Source organism: Kitasatospora sp. NPDC048194 (assembly GCF_043202455.1).
Taxonomy (GTDB): Bacteria; Actinomycetota; Actinomycetes; order Streptomycetales; family Streptomycetaceae; genus Kitasatospora.
This window is the reverse complement of the sequence record NZ_JBIDAK010000024.1, coordinates 1-17,350: the sequence shown is the minus strand read 5'-3', so window position 1 is coordinate 17,350 and position 17,350 is coordinate 1. Positions and strand designations below refer to the sequence as shown.

19 protein-coding genes and 1 tRNA gene are annotated in these 17,350 nt (G+C 73.4%); 13 read left to right on the top strand and 7 right to left on the bottom strand.

Annotation, left to right across the window (positions count from 1 at the left end):
• The first annotated feature begins 16 nt into the window (after positions 1-16).
• The 7 genes from ACGF07_RS25415 to ACGF07_RS25385 all read left to right on the top strand — a co-directional run bounded on the left by ACGF07_RS25415 (position 17) and on the right by ACGF07_RS25385 (position 3,870).
• Positions 17-925 (top strand): hypothetical protein, encoded by a 909-nt coding sequence (locus tag ACGF07_RS25415; protein WP_392902267.1) that lies wholly within the window; start codon positions 17-19, stop codon positions 923-925.
• The gene (locus tag ACGF07_RS25410; protein WP_392902265.1) at positions 925-1,203 is read left to right on the top strand and encodes a hypothetical protein; all 279 of its coding nucleotides are present in this window, start codon (positions 925-927) and stop codon (positions 1,201-1,203) included. The genes ACGF07_RS25415 and ACGF07_RS25410 overlap by 1 nt, the downstream gene beginning before the upstream one ends.
• The gene (locus ACGF07_RS25405; protein ID WP_392902263.1) at positions 1,200-1,466 is read left to right on the top strand and encodes a hypothetical protein; all 267 of its coding nucleotides are present in this window, start codon (positions 1,200-1,202) and stop codon (positions 1,464-1,466) included. Before ACGF07_RS25410 ends, ACGF07_RS25405 begins: the two co-directional genes overlap by 4 nt.
• 161 nt (positions 1,467-1,627) lie before the next feature.
• A complete protein-coding gene (locus ACGF07_RS25400; RefSeq protein ID WP_392902262.1) occupies positions 1,628-2,812 on the top strand; it encodes a helix-turn-helix domain-containing protein in 1,185 nt (394 codons plus the stop codon).
• A gap of 102 nt (positions 2,813-2,914) precedes the next feature.
• The gene (locus ACGF07_RS25395; protein ID WP_392902261.1) at positions 2,915-3,202 is read left to right on the top strand and encodes a hypothetical protein; all 288 of its coding nucleotides are present in this window, start codon (positions 2,915-2,917) and stop codon (positions 3,200-3,202) included.
• Positions 3,199-3,366, top strand: coding sequence for a hypothetical protein (locus ACGF07_RS25390; RefSeq protein ID WP_392902260.1), 168 nt, complete (start codon positions 3,199-3,201; stop codon positions 3,364-3,366). Before ACGF07_RS25395 ends, ACGF07_RS25390 begins: the two co-directional genes overlap by 4 nt.
• 339 nt (positions 3,367-3,705) lie before the next feature.
• Positions 3,706-3,870 carry a hypothetical protein gene (locus ACGF07_RS25385; protein ID WP_392902258.1) on the top strand — a complete coding sequence of 55 codons (165 nt, stop codon included), beginning with the start codon at positions 3,706-3,708 and terminating at the stop codon, positions 3,868-3,870.
• 39 nt (positions 3,871-3,909) lie between these two features.
• On the opposite strand, the gene ACGF07_RS25380 is transcribed toward ACGF07_RS25385, so the two are convergent.
• Complete coding sequence (locus ACGF07_RS25380) at positions 3,910-4,104, bottom strand: helix-turn-helix transcriptional regulator (protein ID WP_392902256.1); 195 nt, start codon at positions 4,102-4,104, stop codon at positions 3,910-3,912.
• A gap of 71 nt (positions 4,105-4,175) precedes the next feature.
• On the opposite strand from ACGF07_RS25380, the gene ACGF07_RS25375 reads away from it, so the two are divergent.
• Positions 4,176-4,523, top strand: a complete 348-nt coding sequence (locus tag ACGF07_RS25375) for a hypothetical protein (RefSeq protein WP_392902254.1) — start codon at positions 4,176-4,178, stop codon at positions 4,521-4,523.
• On the opposite strand, the gene ACGF07_RS25370 is transcribed toward ACGF07_RS25375, so the two are convergent.
• A complete protein-coding gene (locus ACGF07_RS25370) occupies positions 4,504-5,508 on the bottom strand; it encodes a LuxR C-terminal-related transcriptional regulator (RefSeq protein ID WP_392902252.1) in 1,005 nt (334 codons plus the stop codon). The two genes, ACGF07_RS25375 and ACGF07_RS25370, sit on opposite strands and share 20 nt — an antisense overlap.
• 141 nt (positions 5,509-5,649) lie before the next feature.
• Here ACGF07_RS25370 and ACGF07_RS25365 point away from each other — a divergent pair, with 141 nt between their 5' ends.
• Positions 5,650-5,865: a hypothetical protein gene (locus ACGF07_RS25365; RefSeq protein ID WP_392902250.1), complete on the top strand. Its 216-nt coding sequence runs from the start codon at positions 5,650-5,652 to the stop codon at positions 5,863-5,865.
• Between the two features lie 448 nt (positions 5,866-6,313).
• On the opposite strand, the gene ACGF07_RS25360 is transcribed toward ACGF07_RS25365, so the two are convergent.
• Positions 6,314-6,385, bottom strand: a tRNA-Val gene (locus ACGF07_RS25360).
• Positions 6,386-6,651: 266 nt separating this feature from the next.
• On the opposite strand from ACGF07_RS25360, the gene ACGF07_RS25355 reads away from it, so the two are divergent.
• Both ACGF07_RS25355 and ACGF07_RS25350 read left to right on the top strand, forming a co-directional pair.
• A complete protein-coding gene (locus ACGF07_RS25355) occupies positions 6,652-7,977 on the top strand; it encodes a hypothetical protein (protein ID WP_392902248.1) in 1,326 nt (441 codons plus the stop codon).
• Positions 7,978-8,034: 57 nt separating this feature from the next.
• The gene (locus ACGF07_RS25350) at positions 8,035-8,271 is read left to right on the top strand and encodes a zinc ribbon domain-containing protein (protein WP_392902246.1); all 237 of its coding nucleotides are present in this window, start codon (positions 8,035-8,037) and stop codon (positions 8,269-8,271) included.
• 75 nt (positions 8,272-8,346) lie between these two features.
• On the opposite strand, the gene ACGF07_RS25345 is transcribed toward ACGF07_RS25350, so the two are convergent.
• From ACGF07_RS25345 to ACGF07_RS25335, 3 genes are all read right to left on the bottom strand, one after another.
• Positions 8,347-9,189 carry an HAD family hydrolase gene (locus ACGF07_RS25345; RefSeq protein ID WP_392902244.1) on the bottom strand — a complete coding sequence of 281 codons (843 nt, stop codon included), beginning with the start codon at positions 9,187-9,189 and terminating at the stop codon, positions 8,347-8,349.
• Entirely contained in the window at positions 9,189-11,759 is a 2,571-nt protein-coding gene (locus ACGF07_RS25340; protein ID WP_392902242.1) for a phosphoribosyltransferase, read from the bottom strand. The genes ACGF07_RS25345 and ACGF07_RS25340 overlap by 1 nt, the downstream gene beginning before the upstream one ends.
• Positions 11,760-11,864: 105 nt before the next feature.
• On the bottom strand, positions 11,865-13,058 hold the full coding sequence (locus ACGF07_RS25335) for an HpcH/HpaI aldolase/citrate lyase family protein (RefSeq protein WP_392902240.1): 1,194 nt from the start codon (positions 13,056-13,058) through the stop codon (positions 11,865-11,867).
• 384 nt (positions 13,059-13,442) lie between these two features.
• Here ACGF07_RS25335 and ACGF07_RS25330 point away from each other — a divergent pair, with 384 nt between their 5' ends.
• Positions 13,443-14,777, top strand: a complete 1,335-nt coding sequence (locus ACGF07_RS25330) for a TerD family protein (RefSeq protein WP_392902238.1) — start codon at positions 13,443-13,445, stop codon at positions 14,775-14,777.
• Between the two features lie 84 nt (positions 14,778-14,861).
• Here ACGF07_RS25330 and ACGF07_RS25325 read toward each other — a convergent pair whose 3' ends face one another.
• Positions 14,862-15,599 carry a Tellurium resistance gene (locus ACGF07_RS25325; protein WP_350742896.1) on the bottom strand — a complete coding sequence of 246 codons (738 nt, stop codon included), beginning with the start codon at positions 15,597-15,599 and terminating at the stop codon, positions 14,862-14,864.
• A gap of 394 nt (positions 15,600-15,993) precedes the next feature.
• Between ACGF07_RS25325 and ACGF07_RS25320 the strand changes: the two genes are divergently transcribed.
• Positions 15,994-17,223: a DUF2637 domain-containing protein gene (locus ACGF07_RS25320; protein ID WP_392902236.1), complete on the top strand. Its 1,230-nt coding sequence runs from the start codon at positions 15,994-15,996 to the stop codon at positions 17,221-17,223.
• The last annotated feature ends 127 nt before the right edge of the window (positions 17,224-17,350 follow it).

Here is a 17,350-nt window from a genome sequence, read left to right as displayed (position 1 = left end):
CCTCGAGGAGGGACACATGCCCGACCTGTGGATGCCTGGTGCTGAGGTGCATGACCTCGGCGACCACGCGCCGACCGACCAGCAGTACCCGCCTAAGGCCATCGCCCACATCACCTGGGACCGCAACGCCACCGCCGCCGCACCCCAGGACTGGGTCAGCTTCGACAGCCTGGTCACCTACTTCACCGGCAGCGGCGCCGGCGCGGCCCCGCACATCATCTGGGACCCGTTCAGCGGTCGCGTGGCCCAGCTGTTCCCGGCCGACAGCCGCTCCAAGAGCGTCGTCGACGCGCCGGGCGGGACCCGCACCAACCGGGCCGGGCGGGTGGTGATCCAGATCGAGGCGGTGTTCTTCCCGTACTGCCGTTACCAGGGTCGGGTGTACCCGAGGCTGGTGGACACGCCGTGCGCGGGCTGGGACCGACTGCACGCCTGGATCTCCTCGTGGGGTGTGCCGGACGTGTGGCCGATGGGCCGCCCGGTCGACTTCACCTCCCATCGCGACGAGACGACTTGGGAGACGCGCGGCGGCTGGTACGCGCACGCCCACGTCCCCGAGAACGACCACCAGGACCCGGGCTCTTGGCCCGACTTCACCGCGCCGACCCCGGCGCCGACCCCCCAGGAGGACGACATGCCCCTGACCGACACCGACGTCGAGCGCGTAGCCCGCCGAGTCGTGCTTCTGCTCGCCCAGGGGCTCGCCGGCCAGGCCCCGTCCGGAGCGGACGACAACCTGACCTGGCTGACCAACTGGTACCACCAGTGCAGCCAGTCGAGTACCGCGGCGGTCCTCGACTACAAGCTCGGCGCCGCCGGCGTCGCCTCGCTCGCCGAGAAGATCGACGCCATCCCGGACGCCACCGCGGCGAGGTTCACCAGCGGCATCACCCTGACCGTCAACACCACCCCGAAGGGGGCCTGATGTCCGACTCCGCCCGCCGCACCATCCGCACCATCCTCGCGGTCGTCCTCGCGCTCGCCGCCGGCCTGCCCCTCCTCGTCCACACCGCGGGCCTGCCGGACACGCTGCCCGGACTCGGCACCGTCCTCGCCGTCGCCGCCGCCATCACCCGCGTCATGGCGCTGCCCCAGGTCAACGCCTGGCTGCCGTCCTGGCTGCGGATGGCCCCGCCCGCCCTGCTGCCGGACCCGACCGCGCCTCCGGTGCCGCCCGTTCCGCCGGCCGGGAGTCTCGAGTGACGAGCCCAGCCCCGGACGCCGGGGTGTACATCAGCCCGGCCCAGACGCACGCGGAGGTGAGGCGGATCGCCGACGGCCAGATCAGGATGGAGGCCAAACTCGACGCCATCCTCGGCGACCAGCGCGAGCACCGCGAGACGATCGCCGACCACGAGTCCCGGATCCGCCGCCTGGAAGCCTCCCGGTGGCCGCTGCCGACCATCGGCGCGATCGTCGGCGTCGTCGGTGCGGCCGCCGCTGCCTACGCCCTGGTTCACCCCTGAACACCACGCCCCCGCCCGGACATCCGGGCGGGGGCGCTTCGTCGTTGGGACGAGGTCGCTACCACGCGAACGGCGGCGGAGCACTGGACTCCGCCGCCGACGGCTGCCCGCCACCTACAGCGGGTATCGTCCGCAGTGCTGACCCACGAACGGAGCCCAGTATGCCCCTCAACGCCACCGAGCACACCGGGGACCGCATCGCCCGGTACCGGAAGCTGCGTCATCTCACCCAGAGAGCCCTGGCCGAGACGGCCGGCGTCTCGTACAGCATGCTCACCAAGATCGAGCAGGGCGTGAAGCCCGCCTCTCCGGGAGTCCTCGCCGCGATCGCCCGGGCGCTGTCCGTCCAGACCGTCGACCTGACAGGCCAGCCCTACCTCACCGAGCTGCAGCAGGACGAGCTGGACGGCCTGATTCAACCGATCCGCGAGGCACTCGACCTGTACGACCTCGGCGCCGACCCCGAGGTCGCACCGCGCGGTGTCGCCGCCCTGGCCGCCGAGGCGGACCAGCTGTGCGCCCTGGTCCGGGACACCCGACTCAAGGATGCCGCCCGCGCCCTGCCGGCGCTCATGACGGAGGCGACCACCGTCGCGCACACGGTCCAGACGGACGAGGCCTGGCGGGTCCTGGCGAGCACCTACCGCACGGCCTACGACGTGACCGCGAAGCTCGGCTTCGCCGACCTGTGCGTGGTCGCCCTGGACCGCATGGCGTGGGCCGCCGAGCGCGCCTCCGACCCCGTGCTCGCCGGCGTGCGCCAGTACCTGCGCTCCCTGGTCTACCTGCGGGCCGGGCAGTACCGCATGGGCCAACGCCTCGTCAGCGTCGGCATGAAGACCCTCGGGCAGGGCGCGCCGGACGAAATCCGGGACGTCGCCACCGGGCAGCTCCACCTCGGCGCGGCCGTCCTCGCGGCCCGCAGCGGGGACGGAGACTCCGCCGCCGGCCACATCGCCGAGGCGGCCCGGCTCGCCGAGGCGACCGGCGAGGCCACCCGGGTGCACTGGCTCAGCTTCGGCCCCACCAACGTGGCCGTGCATCAGGTCGCGACGCTCGCCGAGCAGTGCCAGTACGCCGAGGCGCTTCAGGCCGCGCGCGGAGTCGCCATCCCCGCCGACTGGCCAGCGTCCCGGGTGTCCGCGCACCTGGCCGAGGTGGCCCGCGCCCAGCTGTGGACCGCGCGCCCGGACGCGGCGCTGGCGACGCTCCAGAGGGCGCGGGAGATCGCCCCGCAGCAGACGCGCTATCACCCGATGGTGCGAGAGACCGTCGCCGGGCTGGTCTCAGCGCACCGCTCCACGCCGGGCACCCTCTCCAACCTGGCGCATTGGGTCGGCATCTGACGATCACACACAGGGGCCGAACTATCACCGAAGAGTGATAGTTCGGCCCCTGTGTGCGGCCGACACTCTCAGTATCGGGACACCTACACCGAGGAGAGAACGATGGCCGCCACCACCCGGTCGCTGAACCGGACACCCCAGGAACTCGCACGACGCCACCACCTGCACGACGCCGCGTCCGGCGCCCTGGGCGACAGCGTGCGGGTAGTCGCCCCGCGCCCGGCCGCCCGGCTCACCTGCGCTCAGCGCAACGGCCGCGCGTGCGTCGCCTGCGGCCGCACCACCGGCCTGCAGGACGCCGGCCACGTTGAGGACGAGGGGCTGGTCTACGCGGTCGTGGTGTGCTCGGCGTGCCCGCGGTACGCGGCGAGCCTGGAGGCCCACCGGTGACGGCTCATTTCAACCCCGACGGCCCTGAATGGCGTGCCGCCCTCGCCGGCGTCGACGAGTACATCGAGCGCATGCGCGGGCGCCGCACTGACGCAGCTCACGAGGTCGCCGAGCTTGAGGCTGCCGTGTACGGGACCACGCCGGCCGATCAGAGTGACGAGTGAGCGTCGTCGGTGAGACTCCGTCGCTCGATCCCAGCCCCGGGCAGGCAGCCGGCTACTGCCGCGACTGCGGCCAGTACGGGCGGGGGCGCTTCGACGACATCCGAACGTCCCTGACGGACTGGATCACCGAGCACGTGGGGTGCCCGGGGCCTGTCGACCCGCAGGGTGACGATTGCTCCTGAACCCGGTGCGGCGCGGGCCGCGGTGCCACGATGGTGCGTCCCGCAGGCGCGACGAGAGGACGTCATGAGCGGCGTTGTCCCCTACGACCGCCAGGGCCGCTGGCCCGGCCGACGTCGAGGAGTTCCGGCTCCGACCCGGCAGAAGTTCCATCCGCCCATGCCCCCACCGGATCAGATCCCGGTGGTCGAGGAGATCGAGGAGGACAGCATGGACGACGGGCAGAATCCCGCGTCGGGAGGCTCCGGAGGGATCGGTGGCCCGAAGGCGCCGCCGGCCGGGCCGTCCAATCCGCCGCCGCCGAACCCGCCGCCGACCGAGTAGCGGCGGCGCATGGCCGGCCGTGCGGCGGCACGGCCGGCCTCACTCGTCCCAGAACAGCCGCCATATGGGTAGGCCAAGGCCGTGTGCGACCTGGGCGAGGTGGTCGTGGGTGAGCATCGCCTCGCCCAGTTCGATCTTCGAGATCGTCTTGCGGTGCAGCCCGGACCGCTCCGCCAAGCCCTCCTGCGTCAGGCGTTGAAGGCGTCGCGCCCGACGAATCCGCTGGCCGGTCATGCGTCGCTGCTGGTCGAGGTACGCCTGGTCTGGCGGAGGAGGGGGGAGCACCCTCCGACGCTCACCATTCCATGATCCAAAGTCTGCCCCCAGCCAGGGACAATTCGAGCGAATATTCGTTCGCTTATGATTGGTACATGCAGCCGGGGGGACCGAACCGGGAGCACGCCCTGAGCACCGCCTATGCCCTCGTCCTCGACGACCGTGAATCACGGCACGCCGACTTGGCGAGCGCGATCGCAGCGTTGGTCGAGCTACTCGCCACCATGGCCCTCGATCCGGCTCAGCGAGACGCATACCTCTGGTTCCTTGGAGACGAGGGCCGGGTACGCGATTTCCTGCTGGCGGATGGCGAGTACCGGCTTACCTTCGTGGCGGACCAGCAGCAGCACGTTGCCCTTATCCGCCAGCTGGGCTGACCCCCTGGTAGTGCGCTTCATGCCTGCCGTACCAGTACGTCAGCTGAGGAAGGGAGTCGACCCCCACGGCCTCCCTCAGGGGATCGAGGTGCGTTGAAATCGTGCGCCGGCTGACGCCGAGCGAGCGGCCGATGACCTCCAGGCCTTCACCTCGCACCAGCCCCTCAAGGATGGCTTTCTGTGTCGGCGTGATCTCGACGAAGGGGCGGCCGTCCCACGGCATGGCACCGCCCCAGAGCAGGTCCATCATCGTCGCCAGGCACTTCACTACGGCGGCGTCGTAGATGAAGAGCGCGCGCTCGTCCGGGGGCGGCCCCTGCCCCTCCCACGGAGTCAGGACTGCGGTGACCGCCGTCTTGCGGTCGATGATGACTGTGCGGGGGAACCGGTCCACCACGGTACGGACCTGAGCGCCGTGCACCGTGACTGTCTCTGCCCACCGGGCGGTGGGCCCATCACCTCGGGCGCTGTAGTGATAGATGGTCCGCATCTTCACGCCGCGGCCTAGCACCTCGAGGTCGCGCTGGTAGCTGAGGGCCAGTTGGGCGGCCGGCCGCGGTCCATTGGGCTGAGCGGTGAACAACTCGGTCTCGCACGCCGCAAGGAGCGGTGTGAGACGGTCTTGGATGACGTCGAGGCCGGCCAGGTACTCGATGGATCCGCTCGTGGACGGCTGTGCCATCTGATAGGCGCCGACTAGATCGCTCATCTCGTTGGCGACGGAGGCGGCTTGGGACAGGTACCGACTGCCGAGGTTCTGAAGGTGGGTCTGCCAGTGCAATGCCGCACTGGCCGCGTTGAGGGCGGTGTAGTAGCCGGGCCGGTTCGGGTCCGGTGCCGCCAGCCGCATGGCGAGGAGTTCGTCAAGCGGGTTGCCGGGCTGCGGAGCAGTCCCGGACCCCTCGAGCAACTTGCGGTAGAGCCGCTTCGCTTCACAACTGAGAAGGTTTTGACTGTCCCCTGAGTCCGAAGTGTCCACTTTCACCCCCGCGCCGACCTTCCAGTATGGGAAGTCTAGCCGCCGCGACCCCTTGAGCGCTTGAAGTCGCAACTACCCCACGCGAACACTAGTGCGTGCGCGAGACATCAACGCGCACACCTTCCCCAACGCTGAAAGGGGTGTCCCATGCCTCGCACGCGGATCGCCCGCTTCACCGCGGCCATCGTGGCCGGCACCGCACTGGTCGCCGGGGCGGCACTGGTTGGCGCTGCCGCGCCGGATAGCACGCGACCGCCCGTCGCGGACTCGAGCTGGGGCGGCGTCGTCGCGCCGGACCCAGGTCCCACCCCGACCGTGGTGGCGTCGGCCATGACCGTCAACGACTCCTCCTGGGGCGGCTGACGCAGCTCGTTAGGCCCGGTCGGCGGCTGCTCTCCGACCGACCGGGCCCCTGAACACCTCCACGGAGTGCCCGATGGAGACGGGCGCTACGAGGAGGAAACCGTGAGGTCGTTCGAATCCTACTGACCTCACCGCCGCTCGGGACCCGCCGCATGGCGGGGAGCGAGTAGCAAACAACGCCGGGGCAGGTCCTGACCCCCCTACACCCCGGCGCATGAAAGCGCCCCCACGTCGCTTCGGCGACTGGGGGCGCTTTCCGTGTGTGGGCAAGCGATCTGACCTGCAGGTTCCTCATGATCGTTTGGGGGAAATTTAGGAGGAGAACCCGCGTGCCGAGACTGTAGTGAGACTGTCCAAGACTGTGCTGAGACTGCCGCTACGACTGCGGCCCGGGTCGGGATCATGCTCCTGACCTGGGCCGCAGTGCGCATTTCAGCTGTTCACGACGTGGGCGCGGACGGTTTCGAACCGCCGACATCTGCTTTGTAAGAGCAGCGCTCTACCACTGAGCTACGCGCCCCCTGCCGTGGCCCGACCGGGCGCACGACGAGTGCCTAGGGTACCTGGTCCCGGGGGGTGGTGAGCGCAGTGGGCCGGGGCGCGGCGTGGGGAGGGGGGTGGGGGAGGGCGGAGAGGTGGCGGCCGGGGGGAGGTGGAGGCCCGGGGTGCCCGTGGGGCGGGTGGATCGGGGAGAATGGGCGCGGATCAGCGGGTACGGCGGTAGGTCGGAGCAGGGAGCGCGCAGTGGCGGTGGCCGGCGGGAGCGGGCGGCGGGGGCGGCGTGGGGTGGCGGGGGCCGTCGGGGACGCGCTGGTGGTGCCGGTGGTGCTGGCGGGCGCGTTGGGGGCGGTCGCGGTGGCGTCGGCCGGCAGCGGCGGCTGGTGGGGCCGGCGTGGCGGTGAGGGGGTGCGGGCGGAGGCCAAGGAGGCCCGGGCCGCGGCGCAGGAGGCGTTCTACGAGCTGGAGGAGACGCAGCGCGAGGTGAAGCTCGCGGTGGAGACCGTGCGCGCCGCCGAGGAGGACGGGTCGGCGCAGCGGGCGCTGGCCGAGCTGCCGGCGATCTCCGGCCGGGTGGAGCAGGTCACCGTGAACTACCTGGCCGCCCTGGACGCCCAGGACCTCGACAGCGAGGCCCTGGACGCCGGTTCCGCCGCCCGGGCCCGGCGCCAGTTGGAGGACGTGAAGGGCCAGCTGGGCGCCGCCCGCGCCGAGCTGAACGACTTCCTGCGACGTCTGCAGCCGACCCTCCAGCACGCCGAGCAGCAGTTGATGCGCGTCACCCCGGCCGTCGAGCAGGCCAAGCGCGCGCTGCTGCAGGCCACCACCGTCCTGGACGAGGTGCGGGGCGCCGGGCTGCGGGCGGACGACCTGGCGGCCCGGCTGGCCGAGCTCGCGCCGGAGCTCGGGCGGTTGAACGAGGGTCCGGCGCGGCACGGCGTGGCGGCCACGCTGCGCCGCGCCGACGACGTGCGTCGGCGCGCCGAGGCGGTGAGCGCCGACGCCGCGCAGTTGCCGGAGCGGGCCCGAGAGCTCGACCGGCGGGTGTCCAGCCTGCGGACCCGCCTCCAGGCGCTGGAGACCAAGGCCGAGACGGTGGAGCCGGCGCTGAGCGAGCTGCGCCGCCGGTTCAGCACGGCCTGCTGGCAGGACCTCCAGCGGGTGCCCGAGCAGGTCGCCGAGACGGGTCGCGCCGCCGGGCAGAAGCTCGCCGAGGCCGCGCGGGCCCGGGACGAGCAGCGCTGGGCGGACGCCACGGCCGCGATCGGTACGGTGCGCGCGCTGCTGGAGACCGCGGACGGCTCGGTGCTCGCCGTGAACGATCGGCTGCGGCAGCTGAACGAGGTGCAGCACGACCCCAACCGGGAGATCGAGCGGGCCCGCTTCGCCCTCCGGGACGCGCAGCGCCTGGCGATGGCTGGCCGCAGCGCGCCGGACCCGCGGCACGCCGCCCCGCTGGACCAGGCGGTGGCCCGGTTGGACCAGGCGGTGGCGACCCTGCAGGCGGCCGGTCGGCACCCCGACTACTGGCACTTCCTGACCGAGCTGGCGGCGGTACGGGACACGGCAGCGCAGGTGATCGGCATGATCCGCGGCGATCTCGGCCACCGGTAGCGGGAGCATCCCCTCCACCGGTGCCGCCGGCCGTGCGGTCCTCGGTACCCTGCCGGTATGCCACGCTACGACTTCCGCTGCCGCTCCTGCGGCGCCACCTTCGAGCTCCGCCGTCCGATGGCGCAGGCCAACGACCCCGCCGTCTGCCCGGAGGGCCACGAGGACACCGTGAAGCTGCTGACCACCGTCGCCGTGACGGGAGCCGCCGGAGCCGCCGGAGCCTCCGGGGCGGCCGGCCGCGCGCCGCAGCAGGGTTCCGGGGGCGGCTGCTGCGGCGGCGGTTGCTGCGGCTAGCAGCGGCTGCTGCGGCTACCGGCGGTAGCTGCGGCTAGTAGCGCACCGCAACGCATCCGGCGCCGCTGCGGTCGGTCAGCCCGGGAGGGCGGCCGCCGCGGTCACCGAGGCGGCCGCCAGGAACCGACGGACGATCTCCTCCCCCGCCGTCACGCCCACCTCGGTCAGGGCGGTGACGCCGGGGGCCGTCCACCCGCTGTCGGCGAGTTCGCCGTGGCCCGGCCGCCAGGCGGCGTGCGCGGCGAGCAGCAGGTCGGTGTCGAGCAGCGAGTCCCCGGCGGCGAGCACGGTGCTCGCGCCGCTGCGCCGGACGGCTTCGGCGAGCGCGGCGCTCTTGCGCAGCGGCTCCGGCACCGCGTACACCTTCCGTCCCTGGAGCGAGACCCGCCAGCCGCGTTCGGCGCACCAGCCGGCCAGTTCGGCGAGCCAGCCGTCCGGCAGCCCGTCCCGGTCGACCACCAGGTAGGCGAACAGCCCGTCGGCGACCCGCCGTTTGCGCGTCCACTCCGGGTCGGCGGACAGCGCGAGCTGCCGGACCACGTCGTCCAGCGGCGCCGAGCCGGCCGCGATCCGGGCGGTGATCTCGCGGCGCCAGTCCTGGTCCGGTTCGCCGTCCACCAGCAGGTGCCCACCGTTCGCGCAGATCGCGTAACCCGGCACCGGGCCGGGCAGGTTGACGCGCCGGTACTGTTCGACGGTCCTGGTGGTGGCGGGGACGAAGGCGGCCGTGCGGGCGAGTTCGACGAGCAGCGAGGCCGCCCGTTCGGTCAGGAAGGAGAGCGGCCGCCCGTCCAGGACCTCGACGCAGAGCAGCCGCGGCGCGAGCCGGTCGAGGCCGTTCAGGGCCAGTGCCCGGTCGGAGTAGATGAGCGTACGGTCGAGGTCGCTGGCGACCAGTACGTCGGCCACGCCACCCATCAGGACTCCCTCCCCGTGACGGCCCGGCCGCTCGCCCCGGTCGCACCCCGACTGTAGCGGGGGTGGATCAGGCCGACGCAGGTGTACGGCAGTCCGTCCACCTCCTCGACGGCGACGCCGCGTTGGGCCGCGAGCAGTCGCACGTGGTCGAGGTCGGCGCCGGCGCCGCGCCGGGCGAGCACCCGCCAGGGGACGCGGCGCAGCAGCACCCGGGTGGTCTCGCCGACGCCGGGCTTCACCAGGTTGACGTTGCCGATCCCGTAGTCCCCGCTGATCCGCTCCACGGCGGCCCAGCCGGCCCAGTCGGGTGCGCGGTGCGGGTCGGCGGCCAGCCGGTCGGCTTCCTCGGCGGCGGCCGCGCGGACCGCGGCGAAGCAGGACGCCACGGTGTCCAGGAAGGCCGCCGACACGTCGCCGCCGGCCAGCTCGGCGTAGTACTTGGCCCCGTGGAAGTCCGCCGGCCCGATCAGCCCGGCACGCAGGACGGTGCGCGAAACCAGGCCGGAGACCGTGGAGTTGAGGCAGGCGGACGGGATCAGGAAGTCGTCCCGGGTGCCGTACGTCCGCACGCAGCGGCCCGGGTCGGCGAGCACCGCGAGGTCCGGGTCGAAGCCGGTGCCGGCCAGCGCGTCGGCGAGTTCCCGGGTGATCGCGCCCTTGCCGGTCCAGCCGTCGACGAACACCACGTCCGCCGCCCGGTGGTGGGCCGCCAGGTAGCGCAGGGCGACCGGGTCGATGCCCCGGCCGCGGACGATCGACACCGCGTAGTGCGGGACGGTGAGGTCGTGGGCGAAGGCGAGCCAGCGGCGGATCAGGATGCCGACCGGCGTCCCGGCCCGGGCCAGCGAGGCGAGCACCAGGCCCGGTCCGCGTTCGCGCAGCAGCGTCTCGGCGACGGTGCCGACGGCGAGCGCGATCCGGCCGGCGGAGCCGCGCAGCGCCTGGTGGAACAGCTCCTGGTACTCGGGGCTGGGCTGGTACTCGACCGGCAGGGACTCGGCGTAGTGCGCGCCGCCGTTCTGGACGGCCTCCTCGCGCTCCTCGGTGGGGACCTCGAGGGGGACGTCGGAGAGGTCCTTGAGCAGCCAGGCCACCTCCTCGGCGCGGTACGAGGAGAACGCGGGCCCGTACAACGGCGCCGGCAACGGCACCGGCAACGGCGACGAAGGCGAAACCGCGGACGGAACCGAACCCGAAGCCGCAGCCGAAACCGCGGACGGAACCGAAGCCGCAGCCGAAACCGCGGACGGACCCGAAGCCGCAGCCGGATCCGCGGACGGAACCGAAGCCGCCGGCCGGTGCGAGGGCACCACCGCGAGCACCACCCGGTCGGTGACCTGCCGCAACTGCCCCAGCAGCGCGCGCTCCCCCCGGTACAGGGCCGGGGTGTCGGCGACGTCGTCCACCACCAGCACCACGGCGTCGAAGCGCCGGGACGGGTCGGCGCCCGGCGCGACGTTGTACGCGTAGCGCTCCCTGGAGCCGTCGTCCTGCGGGTCGTCGTGGGCCGGGAAGGCCAGCCGGGTACGGATGGCGTAGCCGGGGTCGTCCACGGCGAGGACGGGCGAGCGGGTGGTGGTGGAGTACCGGACGCGGTCGCCGCCGAGCCGCTCGGCGAGCGCGTCGGCCAGCCGCAGCGGGGCGTACATCAGCTCCTCGCAGCCGAGCACCAGCACGCGTTCCGCCGAGTCGGGCAGGGCCTCGGCCAACTGCCCGGCCAGTGCGGGCAGTGCGGCGTCGAGCCGGGCGCGGTCGCGGACGGTGAAGCCGTGCCGCCCGCCATCCGGGAGCCCGGTGGGCCAGTCCAGCTCGACCCGGACCAGCGGGGCGGGGGTCGCCGCCGGGGGCCGCCCGGCCGGGGACGCGGAGGCGATCAGTCGCTCGGCCCGCCGGACGATGTCGCAAGGCAGCTCGACGGCGCCGCTGGCGGTGGCCACCACGTCCAGCTTGGCGCCGAGTTCGGCGGCGGTCCCGGCGAGCAGGGCCCGGTCGTCGGCCGAGCGCAGGTCGACGAGGGTGACCAGCACGTAGTGGTCGCGCGGGTAGCGGGTGTGCAGTGCGCGGATGGTGTTGACGATCGTCCGGCCGGTCGAGAACTCGTCGTCCACCAGGACCAACGGGCCTCCGCCGGCGAGGAGTCCGGGATCGGCGGGAAGCAGCAGGTGTCCGGTGACGTGCGAGTGCTCCTCCTCGAAGCCGCCGAGCGGGGTGATCCCGGGGACGGGCCGCCGGGTGGAGTGCAGGCAGGGCGCGTCGAGGCCGTCGGCGACGCTGTGGCCGAGGCCGGTGGCGGTCTCCGCGTAGCCGAGGACGACGGCCCGGGCGGCCGCCTCGGCGCCGAGCAGTTCCCTGACCCGCCGGCCGAGTTCGAGCCCGGCGCCGTGCACCACGGCGGGCCGCTGGGGGACGTGCTTGCCGAGCACGCTGGAGACCAGCAGGTGCGCGCGCCGGGGGTTGCCGGACCGCAGGGCGAGGCCGACGAGTTCGGGGAGGCGCTCCGATCCGGTGAGCGCCACCCCGGCCCGCTCGGCGACCCAGCGCCCGGTCCACGTCTGCTCTGCTGTCGTCACTGCTGGCTCCGCCTTCGGTGGTGCTGGTCCGTTGGTGCTGGTGCTTGTCGAATCACGTGCTCGGTTCTCGTCGCGCGGCCCCGGCGCTCGCCGCGCGCCCCGCGCTCAGCCGCACAGGCAGGCGGACAGCAGCTCCGCGAAGCTCACGTCCTCCCGCGCCACGCCGAACACCTCCGCGCGCAGCAGCACCCGCTCCGCCCAGGCGCGGTGGGGGCGGGACTCGTTCATCTTGTTGGTGTACGCCGAGCGCAGCACCCCGCCGCCGTCCTGCTCCTGGCGGAGGATGTCCCGGGCGTCGCAGTACTCCTCGTGCGTGACCACGGAGAGCGCGTGCACGGCCGGGACGTGGCTGGGGTGGATGCAGGTCTTGCCCAGCAGGCCGTTGGCCCGGTCGAGTTCGACCTCGCGGATCAGGCCGTCCAGGTCGTGCTCGATGATCCGGCGGCGGACCTCCTCCCCGGAGGCGCCGGCCGTGCCGCCGGTGGCGGTGAACGGGGTGCGGCGCAGCTGGGGCTTGAACATCCGCTCCTGCACCGGGAAGTACTCCCAGACCGGGCCGGTCACGGTGTACCCGGTGCCGTCCGCCCGGCCGAGGACGTTGACGACGTCGCCGATCACCGAGGAGACCAGCGCGACGTCGTACGCGGTGAGGTCCGGGGAGCGGCGCAGCCCGTACGCGGAGCACAGGTCGGTGACCCCGAGCCGGACGGCGAGCACCCGTTCGCGGTGCCGGGCGAGCAGTTCGGCGAGGCCGTGGAGCTGCGCGCGCCTGGTCTCCAGGTGGGCGAGTTCGGGCGACTCGAGGACGGGCATGGCGAAGAGCCGCCGTCCGGTGGCGGCCTCGGCGGCGGCGAGCGCGGCCAGGTAGGCCCCGCCGGTCGCGGGGGTGAACTTGGGCAGCACGAAGCCGCTGAGCACCGAGACGGCCGGGCCGAGCCGCTCGGCCAGGTCGAGGATCTGGGCGGCGGTGCGGACCCTGATGAAGAGGAGTGGATGATCCTGTGCGCAGTCGGTGAAATCCTTGACCAGGTCGGTGAGCTGGTCGACCAGGTTCCGCTCCCCCGCGTCCACCTCGTGGTCGGCGATCGCGTCCTCCAGGCACAGCACCATCGAGACCACGCCCCGGGCGGCCTGCTTGCGGATGTCCGCGGCCAGTGCGGGCCTGGTGGCGGGGCTGTAGAGGGTGCCGCCGAGGGCGGTGGCGAGCACCGCGGGCCCGCTGTCGGCGGTGAAGCTCCGCGGTTGCTCCAGGAACAGCCGGCCGCGGACGTCGTGGGCGAGGTGGCCGAAATGGCGCAAGGTGCTCTCCTCGGGGGCGGACGGCCTCCGGCCAGCCGTTCTACCTGGACGTTTCACCTGGAGGCACCGTCGGCGGACTCCCTCCGCCGGACCACCAGGGGGCCTATCGAACGCCCATCGTACGGACGGTTTCCGGCCGTTCCCGGTTCCCGGTCACTGAACTCCCGGAACATCCCGGAGCGCCGGCCTCCGCTCGGACGACCGCCCGAGCCGTCACCGTCCGGCCACCCGGAGACCCGCCGGGGCGCGCCGCAGGCGCCGGGGAGGTCATGGGGACGCCACGGCAAACCTCCGACCGGCGCAAGACTTGGCAAAGTCCACCCCCACCGCGACGGTCCCGGTCACGTTGTCCGAAGGGGTGGCGAACAGGCAGGATGGTCCGCTATGACGCACGTGATGGCCAAGGGCGCCAACCTCGCACTGCCGGCGGCGGCGGTCCGCGCCGTGCTGCGCTGGAGCGCCACGCCCGGTGCGCCGGACGTGGACGCGTCCGCGCTGCTGCTCGGCACCGACGGCAAGGTCCGCTCGGACGCCGACTTCGTCTTCTACAACCAGCCGCGCCACCCCTCCGGACTGGTCCGCCACCTGCCCAAGCAGCACACCGCCGCCGGCGCCGAGATCATCGACACCGTCGAGGTCGAGCTGGCCAAGCTGCCGGCCGACGTGGACCGGGTGGTGCTGGCCGGCTCCTCCGAGGGCGGGCCGTTCCGGGCCGTCCCCGGCCTGCGGCTGCTGCTGTTCGACGCCGCGACGGGGGAGGGCGCGCCCCCGATCGCGGAGTTCGCGATCGCCGACGGCGAGAACGTCACGGCGATGGTCGCGGGCGAGCTCTACCGACGCAACGGCACCTGGAAGTTCCGGGCGGTCGGCCAGGGCTACACCTCCGGGCTGATCGGCCTGGCCACCGACTTCGGCATCACCGTGGAGGACGAGGCGGAGGGCGACGCCCCCGAGTCGGCCCAGGCCCACACCCCGGCCCAGAGTCCGGCCCAGCCCCAGGCGCAGACCCCGTCCCAGACCCCGTCCCAGACCCCGTCCCAGGCCCAGGCGTCCACCGCCGGCGGCCCGTCCGGCGCGGTCGACCCGCGCGTCACCCCGCTGCCCGAGCAGCGCCAGGCGCCCCGGCCCGAGCCGGGCACCTTCACCCTGTCCCCGGCCGTCCCGACCAGCCGGCCCGAGCCCCCCGCGCAGCCCCCGGCCGCCACCGCGGTACCGACCGCACCCGCACCGGCCGCGAGCGGCCCGGCCACCCCGACGCCCGCCGTCCCGCCGTCGCCGTCGACCCCGCCGCCGCCCACGGCTCCGCCGGCCACCCCGCCCACCGCGCTGCCGAACGTCCCGCCGGCGCCGTCCGCGCCGCCGCCCCAGCCGGGCACCGGGTACGGGTACCCCCAGCACCAGCAGCCCGTCCCGCCGCAACCCGGCACCGGCTACGGCTACCCCCCGCACCAGCCCGCGGCCGGCTACGGCTACCCGCAGCCCACCCAGCCGTACCCGCCCGCACCGCCGGCCCCCCAGCCGGGCACCGGTTACGGGTACCCCCAGCACCAGCAGCCCGTCCCACCGCAACCCGTCCCGCCGCAACCCGGCACCGGCTACGGCTACCCCCCGCACCAGCCCGGCACCGGCCAGCAGCCGCCGGTACCGCCGCAGCCGCCGGCACCGGCCGCCGAGGAGTTCGCCCTCCCGCCGCAGGGCCCGCAGTTCCAGCCCCGCTAGGCGGCCCGGTCCGACCCGCCCCGGTCGGCGGGGCCGCGACAGCACGGCCCCGCCGGGAACGGGCAGGACCCGGTTGCCGCCCGGCTACTGGTTCTTGTACCCCCGCTGCCACTGCATCCCGAAGCCGTACAGCCGGTCGATGTCCGCCTGGAACCCGTTGACGTACCGCACCTCGCGGCGCACCGTCAGCTGGTTGTCCCCCGCGTTCTCGATCAGCACCACCGCGCAGGAGCGCGCCGCCGGGGCCCGCTCGTCGAGCTTGATCTCGATCCGCGGCCCGGTCTGCGGCACGATCGTTATCACCGCGTGGGTCTGCTCGAAGGCCGGGGTGCCGTCGTAGATGTAGACGAAGATCAGCAGCCGCTTGAACTTGTCCTTCTTCTCCAGGTTGACGTACATCGTCTCGCCGGAGGGTGCCCCGTACTGGTCGTCGCCGCTGAGCTTGATGAACGGCGGCTCCCGCAGGTCGCCGAAGAGGCCGCCGAGCGGTTGCACCACGCCCCGGGTGCCGTCGGTGAGTTCGTACATGCAGGCCAGGTCGAGGTCGACGTTCAGCGGCTCGTTCCCACCCGGCGAGTCCGGCTCCAGCGGGCGCAGGATCCGCGGACTGAGCAGGCGCTTGAACGTCTCCCGGGTGCTGGGCCGGACGGCGCCCGAGCGCATGGTCCAGTGCAGGTTGACGTAGAGGTAGCCGGTGGTGGCGGCGGAGCCGGTGATCGCGTGCTGCGGCGCCGACTTGGTGAGTATGACCTTGTGCTGCCCGTCCGGGTTGTCGAAGGTGTAGCTCCGGTCCCCGCGCAGGTACTCCCAGATCGAGACCATCCCGTCCTCTCCCCCTGCCTCCGTCCGGCGATCTGACGATCCACCGGTCGATGTGGTCCGCCGGCTCGGCGATCCGCCGGTCCATGATCGGGCATCGCCCCGGCCGACCGATACCCGTACCCACCATTCCCCTACCCCCGCGGGGCCGTTCGCGCCCACCCGCGACACCGACCGGCGGGTCGATTGGCCCGAGGAAGCCGCCCTCCCGTAACATGCCGCCCCTTCGGACGCGATATCGTCTAGCCGCACAGGCGTCCCGTCCGCCCTGCGCGGGCGCGGTCGACACTCCGTGCGAAGACGAACGAACCGTCAGGTCGTCGTCGCGCGGCGGAACCTGACCGCCTGTGTCGCACTGTGAACCTGTCCCCTGCGGAAACCCGAGGCCCGACCCGCAATGAACCTGACCTCCATACAGTTGGTCTGGACCGTCGTCGGCGGCGCAGCCCTGCTGTTCGTCGCCATCCTGATGGCGACGCTGCGCTTCAAGAGCTCGAAGAAGGACGAGGCGGCCGACTCCTGGGAGCGCAGCGAGGAGCGCCGCCGCCGCAAGGAGATGATCTACGGGATCTCCTCGTACACCCTGCTGTTCTGCTGTGCCGGTGTCGCCGCCGCGCTGTCCTTCCACGGCCTGGTGGGCTTCGGCACGGAGAACCTCGGCCTGTCCAACGGCTGGGAGTACCTCGTCCCGTTCGGCCTGGACGGCGCCGCGATGTTCTGCTCGGTGCTCGCCGTGCGCGAGGCCAGCCACGGTGACGCCGCGCTCGGCTCCCGCCTGCTGGTGTGGGTGTTCGCGATCGCCTCGGCCTGGTTCAACTGGGTGCACGCCCCGCGCGGCTTCGGCCACGCCGGCGCCCCCCAGTTCTTCTCCGGCATGTCGATCTCGGCGGCGATCCTGTTCGACCGCGCGCTGAAGCAGACCCGCAAGGCGGCGCTGCGTGAGCAGGGCCTCGTCCCGCGTCCGCTGCCGCAGATCCGCATCGTCCGCTGGCTGCGCGCCCCGCGCGAGACCTACGCGGCCTGGTCGCTGATGCTGCTGGAGAACGTCCGCAGCCTGGACGAGGCGGTCGAGGAGGTGCGCGAGGAGCGCCAGGCGAAGCTGGACGCCAAGGTCCGCGCCCGCACCGCCGACCGCCGCGAGCGGGCCGAGCTGAAGGCCATCTCCCGCCAGGGCGGCATGCTCGCCCGGGCCCGCGGCGGGCGTCAGGTGCCCGCGCTCACGGCGGCCGGAGACGGCCCGAGCGCTACGGAGCCTGCCCTAGCCGCCGGGGACGACACCGCCACCTCCGCCACGAACACCTCCTCGGACCGGTTCGCCGCCGACCCGCTCGAACCGGCCGCCCTGGAGGCCGGCCGCCGCCCGCGGGCCGCGGTCAGCTCCTCCTACTCCTCGGCGTACTCCTCGTCGAGCAGTGACTCCTCCTCGGGGTACTCCTCGGCCTCGTCCTCGTCGTCGAGCAGCAGCTCCTCCTCGTACTCCTCGACGTACTCCTCCTCCACCGGAGGCTCCGCCCCGACCCGGCGCGGCTCGACCGTCGACCTGACCGCCGACGACGACACCCTGTCCATGCCGAAGCTGGACTCGCTGGAGCGCAAGCTGCGCGCGATCGAGCAGCAGCTCGGCTGATCCCGGCGTGGGGGGGGGGCCCCCCCCCCGGGGGCCCCCCCCCGCCCCCCGGCCCCCCCCCCCCCCCCCCCCCCCCCCCCCCCCCCCCCCCCCCCCCCCCCGCCCCCCCCCCCCCCCCCCCCCCCCC

Excerpts from the sequence above, each read along its gene's own strand:
- ACGF07_RS25345 (WP_392902244.1), bottom strand. The coding sequence starts at position 9,189 with ATGGGTGGCGTGGCCGACGTACTGGTCGCCAGCGACCTCGACCGTACG.
- ACGF07_RS25350 (WP_392902246.1), top strand. The coding sequence starts at position 8,035 with ATGCCACGCTACGACTTCCGCTGCCGCTCCTGCGGCGCCACCTTCGAG.
- ACGF07_RS25410 (WP_392902265.1), top strand. The coding sequence starts at position 925 with ATGTCCGACTCCGCCCGCCGCACCATCCGCACCATCCTCGCGGTCGTC.
- ACGF07_RS25415 (WP_392902267.1), top strand. The coding sequence starts at position 17 with ATGCCCGACCTGTGGATGCCTGGTGCTGAGGTGCATGACCTCGGCGAC.
- ACGF07_RS25320 (WP_392902236.1), top strand. The coding sequence starts at position 15,994 with ATGAACCTGACCTCCATACAGTTGGTCTGGACCGTCGTCGGCGGCGCA.
- ACGF07_RS25385 (WP_392902258.1), top strand. The coding sequence starts at position 3,706 with ATGCCCCCACCGGATCAGATCCCGGTGGTCGAGGAGATCGAGGAGGAC.
- ACGF07_RS25375 (WP_392902254.1), top strand. The coding sequence starts at position 4,176 with ATGATCCAAAGTCTGCCCCCAGCCAGGGACAATTCGAGCGAATATTCG.
- ACGF07_RS25325 (WP_350742896.1), bottom strand. The coding sequence starts at position 15,599 with ATGGTCTCGATCTGGGAGTACCTGCGCGGGGACCGGAGCTACACCTTC.
- ACGF07_RS25365 (WP_392902250.1), top strand. The coding sequence starts at position 5,650 with ATGCCTCGCACGCGGATCGCCCGCTTCACCGCGGCCATCGTGGCCGGC.
- ACGF07_RS25330 (WP_392902238.1), top strand. The coding sequence starts at position 13,443 with ATGACGCACGTGATGGCCAAGGGCGCCAACCTCGCACTGCCGGCGGCG.
- ACGF07_RS25400 (WP_392902262.1), top strand. The coding sequence starts at position 1,628 with ATGCCCCTCAACGCCACCGAGCACACCGGGGACCGCATCGCCCGGTAC.
- ACGF07_RS25380 (WP_392902256.1), bottom strand. The coding sequence starts at position 4,104 with ATGACCGGCCAGCGGATTCGTCGGGCGCGACGCCTTCAACGCCTGACG.
- ACGF07_RS25395 (WP_392902261.1), top strand. The coding sequence starts at position 2,915 with ATGGCCGCCACCACCCGGTCGCTGAACCGGACACCCCAGGAACTCGCA.